The sequence below is a fragment of the Anaerovibrio sp. genome (assembly GCF_051866355.1).
GTDB lineage: Bacteria > Bacillota > Negativicutes > Selenomonadales > Selenomonadaceae > Anaerovibrio.
On sequence record NZ_JBJDWZ010000110.1, the window covers coordinates 1 to 12,147 of the forward strand.

Below are 12,147 nucleotides of genomic sequence, written 5' to 3' on the forward strand. Positions count from 1 at the left end.
CGCTATCGAAAAGCTCCAGCAGGAATTCGACAGCGAGCTGAAGGGCGAGGTTCAGAGCCTCCGCAAAGACGTAGACGAACTCAAAGGCCGCATGGGCTGGTATGGTGACGCACGAATTCGTTTTTTCAGCAACAAGAGTATGAAGAGTGTATCTGGTATAAGGAATGCAACTGGTGACAATACTAACCAGAGGTATACTGGTAGTGGTAATGGTACTTCCCAGTTCGAGAAGCGTTTGCGTCTTGGGTTCTGGGCTAGCCCAGCAGAAAATCTTTCTGTTGATGGTCGCTTGAAGTACGAGGATAATTCTTGGACGCGTGCTGATTATAGAGATGCTACTTATACTAATAATGCAAACTTTAATGATTGGGATAACAGCTATAGAAACCAGAATAGTGTGCGCCTTGATAAATTAAGCCTGAACTGGAATCATGGAAACACTAAGATTTCTGCCGGTCGTACTGAAGTAAGTCTTGGTCAGGGACTTCTGTGGTGGGAGAATCCAGTAGATGGTGCGTATGTACAGCAGAAATTTGGTCCTAAGGTTACAGCTACTTTAGGTGTTGGTGATATTTCAGCAGAAGGATGGCAGGATACAAATGTAAATGCCCAGTTTGGTGAACTTGCTGTACAGACTTCTCCTGCTACTAAGATTACATTGGCGAATATGCGCACTTTGACCAACACTAAAAGATATAAGAATAATACTGTTGGGTTTGAGGATTCTGCATATAGATTAAATCAGTATTCTATTGGTGTGAATACGCAGGTAGCTCCAAAGTGGAATGTTATCGCGGAAGCCGTTACCAACAACGTCGGCCAAGGCGGTGATGTAGATGGTGGTACAACTTGGGAACAGGGAGCTGAAAAGATCAATAAGCATGGGTTCTGGACTCGTGTAACTTACGGCAAGCAGGAGTGGAGCAAGGCCAATACTTGGCAGGTATATGGTGAGTTCTTTGCATTAGGTAATGCCGCTATCGATTCGAAGTATTGGGGGCACAGACTTAATATTGCTGGTGGTAACTCTAAGTGGTCTGGTGGTGACGATCGTTGGGGTGATGGTGCCCGCGGTTTCGGCTTGGGTGTAAGCTACATGCTTGCTAACAACACCAACTTTGAATTGACTTATTACAAGTTAAAGCCATACGATGAGAATCAGGCTGGTTTCAGCAAGTATCAGGATGTAGGCTATGCTGCCTTGACCTATAGCTTCTAATACACGCATACACTGAACATATTATACTCTGACAAATAAAATACAACGGCGGAGATATGCATGACAGGCATTAAGCCGTAAATACTGGTGCCTGATGGATGTGGTATTCATCGGGCACTAAGTATATTTATAAACTGGTATGAGTGCTTTATACAGTTATTTTTGGGAATAATGTGTTGTTTTTGAAAGAAAATGTGCTTGTGTATTGTGTTTACAGGGTATTATAGAGTTTTAGGTTAATACAGGTGCTTTACAGTATATGAAATAGCTGCATATATGAAGGAAATTCAAGGATATACCGATAACATGCAGTTATTTGTCAATATAAATATATGTTGAATAACTATTTATCCGATAGATGATAGGTCGGTATATATACATACTACATGTATATTGTACATATACTGCATAGCGATGATGGCGTACTCTTGCGGGGCGGCCGGGGGAGCAGACTGCTTTTTCGGACTTGAGGGCCCTTCTCTCGCGGAGCGAGAGTGCCACATCAGCAGAAAAATGTGGTTTGGGGCATTGTGATATGCCATGCCGTTGCTGTGAACTGCGTAGCAGGAACAGCAGGCTAACTGGCGTGGAATTTAGATTTCAGGTAGATGTGGCATTTGGCCCGAATGGAGAAAAAGTATGTCTGTCCCTTCGGCCGCCAGCTTCCAATTGTCAATCGCCAGCCTTTAATCACCAGCCGACAATTGTCAATCGCCAGCCTTTAAACGCCAGCCGACAATTGTCAGTTGCCAATTGTCAGCCGCCAAACGCCGAGCATCAAACACCAAACGTTAAACATAGAATGTTAAATGTTAATAGAATGTTAAATGTTAAACGTTAAGCACAAAGCCGCAAGTAATAAATCTTCAATCCCAATAACACGAAGTATCACGCAATCCAAAAAAACAAGACAAAAACAAAAGCAAAATTAAAATCAAAAGCCAGAATACAAGAAAAACATAAACTTATAAATTCAAAATGACAAAAGCAGAAGAGGGGTAATTTTACATGAAAAAATTCACAAACAAAAAACTCACTGCCTACGTAATGGCCGCCCTGATGGCTGGCTCTGCCATGCTCGGCACTTCCTTTGGCGCCAGCACTGCTGAAGCCGCAGTAAAGGTCAACCCAATTGCAGGCATCAGCGATGATTTCATCAAGGGCGCTGACGTATCCATGATTCCTGAGCTGGAGCGTCTTGGCGGCAAGTTCTACGATAACGGTGTAGAAAAGGACTGCCTGACCATCCTGCAGGAAAAGGGCATCAACTGGGTACGTGTCCGCATCTGGAACGACCCGTATTCCTACGGCCCTAACGGCAACGGCGGCGGCGTAACCGATGAGAAGAAGGCACTGGAAGTAGCAACCCGCGCCAAGGCTCTCGGCATGAAGGTTCTCGTTGATTTCCATTACAGTGACTGGTGGGCAGACCCAGGCAAGCAGTACCCTCCAAAGGCTTGGGAAAACCACGGCGCAAAACAGCTTGCGAAGGATGTATACAATTACACCGCAAAGGTCATGAAGGATTTTAACGCCGCAGGCGTAACCCCTGACATGGTACAGATTGGTAACGAGCTGAACAACGGCATGCTCTGGCCGGTTTGCAAGACCGACACTCCTGAGGGCTACAAGGCACTGGCCGAGGCTATTGCTCAGGGTTTGAAGGCCGTAAAGGACAACGACCCGAATCATCAGGTAACCCGCATGGTTCATCTTGCCAACGGCAATAACAACGCTTTGTATCGCAGCTTCTTCGATGAGCTGATTGTCAACAATGGCGTCAATGATTTTGATGTAATTGGCTTCTCCTACTATCCATTCTGGCATGGCAGTATGGAAGAGCTTTCCTACAACATGAATGATATGGTTGACCGCTACGGCAAGGACGTAATTGTAGTAGAAACTGCCTATGCTTTCACCAATGAGCAGGGCGATGCCCAGAAGAACTGTGCAGGCCCTACCGAGGAAGCCATTGCAGGCTACAAATCCACCGTACAGGGACAGGCCAGCGGTCTGCACGATGTCATGGAGCATGTTGTTAATGTCAAGAATGGCAAGGGCAAGGGTATCTTCTACTGGGAGCCGGACTGGATTCCTGTAGAGGGTGCAGGCTGGAAGGCCGGTGAAGGCAACGAGTGGGAAAATCTCGCTATGTTTGATTTCCAGGGTAATGCACTGGAATCCCTCGATGTATTCAAGATGGTCAGCGACAAGTCCAAGCCTGTAGTTGAGTACAAGGTAAAGGAGATTGAGGCAGCTCTGGTAACAGGTTCCGTAGGCCAGCCTGTAGAAATGCCTAAGAGGGTCAGCGTTGTTTATGAGAACGATGTTGTAAAGAGCATGCCTGTAGTATGGGAAAATACTGAGCCTGTCTTTGATGCGGCCGGCAACTATACCGTAAAGGGCACTGTTAACGGCGTAGCCGGCAAGACCGCTATTGCTTCCATTAGCGTTATCAAGAAGGTAAATCTGGTTAAGAATGGCACCTTTGAAAATGGTGATCTGAACGGCTGGACCATTACCGGTGACAAGGATGCTGTCAATACCGTATCCTCTGCTGGTGATGCCCGTGGCAAGAGCGCAATGCACTACTGGGCTGACAAGGGCTTTAAGTTTAAGGCAACCCAGAGCTTTACCGGCCTGAAGGACGGAAAGTACACTGTATCCTGCTGGACCCAGGGTGGCGGCGGCCAGCATTATTATACCCTGATGATTCAGACCTCCAAGGGTGAGCAGTCCGCAGTTATTGCTGATACCGGCTGGAACGATTGGCATCAGTGGGTAATCCGCGATGTTGAGATTAAGGACGGCAAGGCAACCATCGGTATTGATATGGTAGCCAATGCAGGCAACTGGGGCTCTATTGATGATGTAGAGTTCTATCTGCAGGAGTAATCTGCGCTGTACAGGCGGATAAGAATTAAATGCTTTGAGCAAAATTAAGTGTAAGTAAAATTAAGTGAAATAATCGCAGTGAAATGACCGGGCAAAGCAGCTTGTCCGGTCATTTTATTGTGTGGATTTGCCTCGTTGCCCAAGTGATTGCTTTTTGCCAGATACCTGCCGGGCGGAGTGCCTGGCAGGATTTTTTTGCCTGAAAATGGCTTTTCTAAAACCTTGAAAACGTTTTCATGCTTAGAAAACATCCTGTGAAAAAATACAGTATAATAATAAATGTAAGGTGAAGGGAACGCAGAAACAGCCGGGAGGCACGATGAAAATGCAGTTCCGTATCACAGGCAATCATTATCGTCAATAATTTAAAAGAGTTTTATAGGGGGTAAAACAACATGGCAACATTTACGAAGTTCCCGAAGGACTTCATCTTTGGTGGAGCCACTGCTGCTTATCAGGTGGAAGGAGCTACCAGGGAGGACGGCAGAGGGCCGTGTGCCTGGGATGATTACATGAATCGTCCTGGCAGCCGCTTTACGGCAGACCCTGCCAGTGATTTTTATCACAAGTACAAGGATGACTTGCAGATGTCCCACGATTTCGGGGTAAACGGCATCCGCATCTCCATCTCATGGACCCGCATCCTGCCGGAAGGCAAGGGGGAAATCAATCAGGCCGGTATTGACTACTACAACGACCTGATTAACGAGTGCATCAAGCAGGGTGTTGAGCCTTTCGTAACCCTGCATCACTTCGATACGCCGCTGCCGTTCTTCAACAACGGCCACTGGCTGAATCGTGACCTGATTGATTACTTTGTGGATTATGCCAAAATCTGCTTCGAGAATTTTGGCGACAGGGTAATGAAGTGGGCAACCTTCAACGAACCGTGGTCCATTCCGCAGAATGGCTACATCGCAGGCAACTTCCCGCCGCATAAGCAGTTCGACATGCCGTCGGCCATCCAGATGATGCACATCATGATGGTGGCACATGCCAAGGCTGTAAATCTCTACAAATCCATGAACCTGCCGGGACAGATCGGCATTGTCCACACCCTTGAGGGCAAGGTGGCCATGACCGACAAGCCGGAGGACATTCACGCCAGGGATTTGGATGATGCAATGGCCAACCGCTTTATGCTGGATGCTTGCTTCCACGGCGGTTATGATGATGAGACAATGGCTCTTATCAATGAGATTCTGGAAAAGAACGACGGCAAGCTGGTAACCTATCCGGAGGATTTCGAGGAATTCAAGAAGGCTGCAGAGCAGATTGATTTCCTGGGCATGAACTATTATTCCAGCCACTTCCTGCAGGCTCATGACGGTGAGAGCATGATTTACAACAACTCCACCGGTGAGAAGGGAACCTCGGTATTTGCCCTGAAGGGCGTAGGCGCAAGGGTTTGCAATCCTGAAGTTCCTACCACCGATTGGGACTGGCCGATTTATCCTGTAGGCATGTACAACCAGCTGAAGCGCATCGCCAGGGATTATCCGAACTACAAGACCATCTACATCTCCGAGAACGGCATGGGCTACAAGGATGATTTCATTGATGGCAAGATTGATGATACCCCGCGTATCGAGTATGTAACCCAGCATCTGGAGTACATTTTGAAGGCAGTGGCCGAGGGCGTCAATGTCAAGGGCTACTACATCTGGTCCCTGATGGACGTGCTGTCCTGGTCCAACGGCTACAACAAGCGTTACGGCCTGTTCTACGTTGACTACAACGATCAGAAGCGCTATCCGAAAAAGAGCGCATACTGGTACAAGCTCATGACCGAGCGGAAGGAGATTGTGCCGGTTGAGGATGTGGAATACTGATTAGTGAATGCTGATTAGCGAATTCCGCGCTACAAAACAGTCAGATTTCCTGCCGCCGGACATGGCGGCAGGAATGAGAATTTATAAATCATAGGTATGTAAAATCTGTAAAAGAAGGAAGCGAAAATCATGGAAAAAATTATTGCAGCGGTTGATAAAATGAAGCCTTTCTTTGAAAAGGTTTCCAACAACCCTTATCTTCGGGCAATCCGCGACGGCTTCGTAAGCTGTCTGCCGGTAATCCTCTTCTCCTCACTGTTCATCCTGATAGCATGTATCCCGGAAATCTGGGACTACAAGTGGGATGACCATATCAGCGGCCTCCTGTGGCAGGCTTATGGCTACTCCATGGGTATCCTGTCCGTGCTGATGGTAGCTACCATCGCCAAGAGCCTCACTGACAACTTTAACCACAAGCTGCCAAAGCTCCGTCAGATTAACCCTGTATCCGTAATGATCGTGTCCATCATCTGTTTCCTGCTCCTCTCCATCGAGGGCGTGGACAAGGGCATTGCTACCGAGTTCATGGGCACCAAGGGCCTGCTTTCCGCATTCGTGGTAGCCTTCACCGTGCCTAACATCTACAAGTTCTTCGTAGGCCGCGGCGTTACCATCAAGCTGCCGGAGGAAGTTCCACACTACATCGCTCAGACTTATGCTGACCTGATTCCGCTGGCTGTATCCATTACTTTCTTCTGGGTATTCAGCTTCGTATTCAAGGATGTAACCGGCATGCTCTTCGGTAACTGGATTCTTGAGCTGTTCAAGCCACTGTTCCAGGCTGCTGACGGTTATATCGGTATCGCTATCATCTACGGTGCAATGGCACTGTTCTGGTTCGTAGGTATTCATGGTCCTTCCATCGTTGAGCCTGCTGTAACCGCTATCTACATTGCAAACATCGAGTTGAACCTGCAGGTTGTACAGGCTGGTGGCCATGCAACTGCAATCCTGACCCATCCTACTTCTTACTTCGTAGCTACCCTGGGTGGTACTGGTGCTACCCTCATGTTCTGCGCAATGTGCGCATTTATCGCAAAGTCCAAGCAGCTCCGTACTGTGGGCCGCAGCTCCATTATTCCTGTAATCTTCGCCGTAAATGAGCCAATCCTCTTCGGCGCTCCTATCGTACTGAACCCTGTAATGTTCGTACCTTTCATTCTGGCTCCTATCGCCAACGTATGGCTGTTCAAGTTCTTCGTAGATGTTCTGGGCATGAACGCCTTTACCTACATCCTGCCTTGGACTACTCCGGGTACTATCGGTTTGATTGTATCCACCGGTTTTGCAAAGCTGTCCTTTATCCTGGCTCCGTTGCTGCTGGTTGTTGATACCATTATCTACTATCCGTTCTTCCGTGCTTATGACAAGCAGCTGGTAGAGCGCGAGGCCCGCGTAGCTGCCGGTGAGGCTGATGATGAGGACGAGGCTGCTCCGGCTCCTGCTGCCAAGGCTGAGCCAAAGGTTGAGGCAAAGCCTGTTGAGGTGGCTGCACCAAAGACCGAGAAGAAGGTTCTGGTACTCTGTGCTTCCGGCGCTACCAGCTCCATGCTGGCCAAGGCTATTGTCAAGGGCGCCAAGGCTGCCAATGCTCCTGTTGATTCCATCGCTATGGCTTATGGACAGCACAAGGACTGCATTACCGACTATGATCTGATTGTACTTGCTCCGCAGATGGCTTCCATGTTTGATGAGCTGAAGCATGACTGCGATGAGAAGGGTGTTCCGGCCGCTACCTGCTCCGGCAAGGAGTATGTAGGCCTGACCCGTGACCCTGCCGGTGCCCTGAAGTTCGCACTGGAGAATATTAAATAAGTTATCCCTGTCCGGTGCGGCGATGATGACCGCGATAAATGATTTCACGTGATGTAATAATGGCTAATGGTTTTGTGAGATTTGCGCTTAATACCTCCCAGTATTTGTCGCCGCACCGTACTTTAAGGGCCACGGAATGAGATAAATACCATATCTTGCTTCGTGGCCCTTAATTTATATGAAAATTAGGCACGATAATGGCGGCAGCATTATGGCCGGTGCAATATATGATGTTTTATAAAAGAGTAGGGGGCTAATGTGATGATTGAGATTATGAATACTTTGAAGGCTGGTTTTGTAAAATACTTTGGCGAGCAGAAGACGACGGCATTTTTTTCGCCGGGCCGTGTCAACCTGATTGGCGAGCACACCGACTATAACGGCGGCCATGTTTTCCCATGTGCTATTTCCCTGGGAACCTATGCGCTGGTGGCACCTCGTCAGGATATGAAAACCAGGGCGATTTCCATTAACTATGAAAAAGATGGCATCAAGGAATTTCCTATGGAAAACCTGTCCTACGACGAATCCATCGGCTGGGCAAACTACATTGCCGGCGTGGTAAAGGTATTTGAGGATGCCGGCATGAAGGCGAACTGCGGCTTTGATATTGCCCTGTACGGCAATCTGCCAAGCGGCGCCGGACTGTCTTCCTCGGCCTCCCTTGAGGTTCTGATGGGTGTTATCCTGAAGGAATTCTGTGGCTTTGATATAGAGATGATTGAGATTGTGAAACTGGGGCAGAAGGCTGAGAACCAGTTTGTAGGCGTCAACTGCGGCATTATGGATCAGTTTGCCGTGGGCATGGGCAGGAAGGACTGCGCTATCCTGCTGGACTGCAACACCCTGAGATACCGCTACAGCAAGCTGGAGCTGCGGGATGCCTGCATCGTGATTACCAACACCAACAAGCCGCACAGCCTGAACGACTCGGAGTACAACCTGCGCCGTCAGCAGTGCGAGCATGCCCTGCAGCAGCTGCAGAAGCAGCTGGATATCACCTCGCTGGGTGATCTGGCCAATCCGGAGTTTGACTTCAATGCGGAGCTGATAACGGATGAGGTGGAGAGAAGACGCGCTCATCATGCCGTGTATGAAAACCGCCGTACCCTGACGGCAGTGGAGGCGCTGGAGCTGAACGACATCCAGCGTTTTGGCGAGCTGATGCGGGCATCCCATGAGTCCCTGCGCGATGATTATGAAGTTACCTGCAAGGAGCTGGATACGCTGGCAGAGCTGGCCTGGCAGCAGCCGGGGGTAATCGGCTCCCGCATGACAGGCGGCGGCTTCGGCGGCTCTACGGTTTCCATCGTCAGGACGGATGCCGTGGAGGAATTCAAGGCTGTTGTAGGCAAGAAGTACACAGAGATTATCGGCTATGCGCCTAGCTTCTATGTGGCCGATATTGCCGATGGCACCAGAAAGCTGTCGGAGGATGAATTGTAAGCGCGGCGGCTGTGCAATTGATTGAGATGAATTGAAACGAGGGTGATGAGATGAATCACGAGATTAATAGATTGCTGAATTTTGCCTTGCAGCAGGGGCTTATCAAGGAGGCAGATGTATATTATTCTGCCAACCTGCTTCTGGCAAAGCTGCAGCTGGATGAGTTTGTGCCGGAGGAGGTGGACGAGGCCCTGAAGGTGCCGGATGAGATTTTGGGCAGGATGCTGGATTATGCGGCAGACAAAGGGATTATTGAGGATACGGCAAATCAGCGGGATTTGTTCGATACTGCCCTGATGAACTGCGTGATGCCGAGGCCGTCAGAGGTGATTGCCTCCTTCAAGCTGAATTATGCTATCTCGCCGGAGCTGGCAACGGAAAACTACTACAGGATGAGCATTGCCTCAAACTATATCAGAAAGTCCAGGATTGACAAGAATGTGGTTTGGAAGACCGCCACGGAGTACGGCGATCTTGATATTACCATCAATCTGTCCAAGCCGGAAAAGGACCCGCGTGATATTGCCAAGGCCAAGCTGGTGAAGTCCTCCAGCTATCCTAAGTGCCTCCTGTGCCGTGAGAACGAGGGCTTTGCCGGTCATGCCAACCATCCTGCCCGTCAGACCCATCGTCTGATACCGCTGGATTTTCGGGGGAAGGAATGGTTTTTGCAGTATTCCCCTTATACCTACTACAACGAGCACTGCATTATCCTGAATGGCGAGCATGTGCCGATGAAGATTTCCCGCGCCACCTTTGAGAACCTGACGGAGTTTGTGACGATTTTCCCTCACTATTTTGCCGGTTCCAATGCGGATTTGCCGATAGTGGGCGGCTCCATCCTGTCCCATGACCACTATCAGGGCGGGCATTACACCTTTGCCATGGCCAAGGCGCCTGTGGAGAAGGAGTATGAATTTGCCGGTTTTCCGGAGGTGCAGGCTGGCAGGATAAAGTGGCCGATGAGTGCACTGCGCCTGACTTCGGACAACCGTCAGCAGCTTATTGATCTGGCGGAGCATATCCTGAATAAGTGGCGCCAGTACAGTGATGAGAGCGTAGGGATTTTTGCTTATTCCGGCGAGGAGCCTCACAATACCATCACTCCTATCTGCCGCCGTCAGGGCAGTGCCTATCAGCTGGATCTGGTGCTGCGCAACAACCGTACCGATGCAGAAAATCCGCTGGGTATTTTCCATCCTCATGCCAACGTGCATCACATCAAGAAGGAAAATATCGGCCTGATTGAAGTGATGGGGCTGGCTGTACTGCCGCCGCGCCTGAAGGAAAATATGGCGAAGATAAAGGACGCCCTGCTGTCCGGCAGGGAGACCATTGCCGATGATGAGCAGCTGGCCGTGCATGCTGACTGGTATCAGGAAATCAGGGCCGCCCATCCGGAGCTGACCGAGGAGAATGTCGGGCAGGTAATCAGGGATGAAATCGGCAGGGTGTTTATGCAGGTGCTTACAGACGCAGGCGTGTTCAAGCGTGATGCGGACGGGCTGGCTGCCTTTGACAGATTTATAGAGGAGTGCAGGTGATATTATGTCTATATTGGTATGCGGCGGAGCCGGATATATCGGCTCCCATACAGTTCATCAGCTGGTGGAGAAGGGCGAGGATGTAGTTATCGTTGATAACTTGCAGACCGGCCACATGAGTGCTGTCAACCCGAAGGCGAAGTTCTACAAGGGAGATATCCGCGAGGCGGCAGTTCTCGACCAGATTTTTACGGAAAACAAGATTGATGCGGTGGTACATTTTGCGGCCAATTCCCTGGTGGGAGAGTCCATGACCAACCCATTGAAATATTTCAACAACAACGTATACGGCATGCAGGTGCTGCTGGAGGCTATGGTGCGCCATGGCGTTGACAAGATTGTCTTTTCCTCCACGGCGGCCACCTACGGCGAGCCGGAGCGGATTCCTATCATGGAGGACGACCGCACGGAGCCGACCAATCCTTATGGCCAGTCCAAGCTCATCATGGAAAAGATGATGAAGTGGGTGAGCCTTGCCAACGGCATCCGCTATGTGTCCCTGCGCTACTTCAACGCGGCCGGGGCCATCGAGGACGGCTCCATCGGTGAGGATCACAGCCCGGAAACCCATCTTATTCCTCTGATTCTGCAGGTGCCTCTGGGCAAGCGCGACCATATTACCGTCTTTGGCGAGGATTATCCTACCCCTGACGGAACCTGCCTGCGTGACTATATCCATGTGCTGGATCTGGCTGATGCCCATGTGCTGGCCATCGATTACCTCCGCAGGGGCGGTGAAAGCAATATCTTCAACCTGGGCAACGGTCAGGGCTTCTCCGTCAAGGAAATGATTGAGGCGGCCAAGGAAGCTACCGGCATGGACATCAAGGTGGAGATAGGCGAGCGCCGTGCCGGTGACCCGGCACAGCTTATTGCCTCCAGCGAAAAGGCCAGGAAGGTATTGGGCTGGCAGCCGAAGTTTACCGATGTCAGGGCAGTGATTGGCACGGCCTGGAAATGGCATCAGCAGCATCCTGAAGGTTATCAGGATTAATATATGTGCTGTTCTCAGTATTGAGATACAGCAAACGCGTTATTTTTTGCAGCAGGATTGCAGAAAAAACATTTCAATTTTGCTTATAAGGAGCTGGCAGGAGGATATTTCCTTCCCACCCCTCTCTGTAGCTGCCGGTTCCTTATAATATATATGACCCCATATAAAACATCAAGCCGAAGGACAGAATGAGTGTGTGATAGTTCTGTCCTTTGTGCTTGTTTCTGGAAAGATTTTCAGGTATTGAAAATAAAGGAGCAATGTCCTATAATATAATAATTGTTAGAAGCATTGTTGTTTTGGTTTATTGTGTGGTGTTTTGTGAAACAGAGGGTTAGGGGGAGCAGACATGAAAAACTATCAGACTGCGCTGGAACGCTACAGGGCGGCCGCTGATGACGG

At 49.5% G+C, this 12,147-nt stretch carries 7 protein-coding genes; all 7 read left to right on the forward strand.

The annotated features are described in order from the left end of the window. Positions 1-1,219, forward strand: a 1,219-nt coding sequence (locus ACI3UA_RS05925; protein WP_439723901.1) for an S-layer homology domain-containing protein, incomplete at its 5' end; no start/stop codon positions are given. Positions 1,220-2,227: 1,008 nt separating this feature from the next. Next, positions 2,228-4,114 (forward strand): glycosyl hydrolase 53 family protein, encoded by a 1,887-nt coding sequence (locus tag ACI3UA_RS05930; protein ID WP_439723902.1) that lies wholly within the window; start codon positions 2,228-2,230, stop codon positions 4,112-4,114. A 395-nt stretch (positions 4,115-4,509) separates the two neighbouring features. Continuing rightward, on the forward strand, positions 4,510-5,946 hold the full coding sequence (lacG, locus tag ACI3UA_RS05935; protein WP_439723903.1) for a 6-phospho-beta-galactosidase: 1,437 nt from the start codon (positions 4,510-4,512) through the stop codon (positions 5,944-5,946). A gap of 129 nt (positions 5,947-6,075) precedes the next feature. Continuing rightward, the gene (locus ACI3UA_RS05940; protein ID WP_439723904.1) at positions 6,076-7,761 is read left to right on the forward strand and encodes a PTS lactose transporter subunit IIBC; all 1,686 of its coding nucleotides are present in this window, start codon (positions 6,076-6,078) and stop codon (positions 7,759-7,761) included. Between the two features lie 261 nt (positions 7,762-8,022). Continuing rightward, positions 8,023-9,207 carry a galactokinase gene (locus ACI3UA_RS05945; protein WP_439723905.1) on the forward strand — a complete coding sequence of 395 codons (1,185 nt, stop codon included), beginning with the start codon at positions 8,023-8,025 and terminating at the stop codon, positions 9,205-9,207. Between the two features lie 50 nt (positions 9,208-9,257). Next, positions 9,258-10,751 carry a UDP-glucose--hexose-1-phosphate uridylyltransferase gene (gene galT / locus ACI3UA_RS05950; protein WP_439723906.1) on the forward strand — a complete coding sequence of 498 codons (1,494 nt, stop codon included), beginning with the start codon at positions 9,258-9,260 and terminating at the stop codon, positions 10,749-10,751. A 4-nt stretch (positions 10,752-10,755) separates the two neighbouring features. Further along, a complete protein-coding gene (gene galE, locus ACI3UA_RS05955) occupies positions 10,756-11,745 on the forward strand; it encodes a UDP-glucose 4-epimerase GalE (RefSeq protein ID WP_439723907.1) in 990 nt (329 codons plus the stop codon). Positions 11,746-12,147: the final 402 nt, after the last annotated feature.

What these genes read in the sequence shown, in the direction of transcription:
- ACI3UA_RS05930 (WP_439723902.1), top strand. Translation starts at nt 2,228, where the DNA reads ATGAAAAAATTCACAAACAAAAAACTCACTGCCTACGTAATGGCCGCC.
- lacG (WP_439723903.1), top strand. Translation starts at nt 4,510, where the DNA reads ATGGCAACATTTACGAAGTTCCCGAAGGACTTCATCTTTGGTGGAGCC.
- ACI3UA_RS05940 (WP_439723904.1), top strand. Translation starts at nt 6,076, where the DNA reads ATGGAAAAAATTATTGCAGCGGTTGATAAAATGAAGCCTTTCTTTGAA.
- ACI3UA_RS05945 (WP_439723905.1), top strand. Translation starts at nt 8,023, where the DNA reads ATGATTGAGATTATGAATACTTTGAAGGCTGGTTTTGTAAAATACTTT.
- galT (WP_439723906.1), top strand. Translation starts at nt 9,258, where the DNA reads ATGAATCACGAGATTAATAGATTGCTGAATTTTGCCTTGCAGCAGGGG.
- galE (WP_439723907.1), top strand. Translation starts at nt 10,756, where the DNA reads ATGTCTATATTGGTATGCGGCGGAGCCGGATATATCGGCTCCCATACA.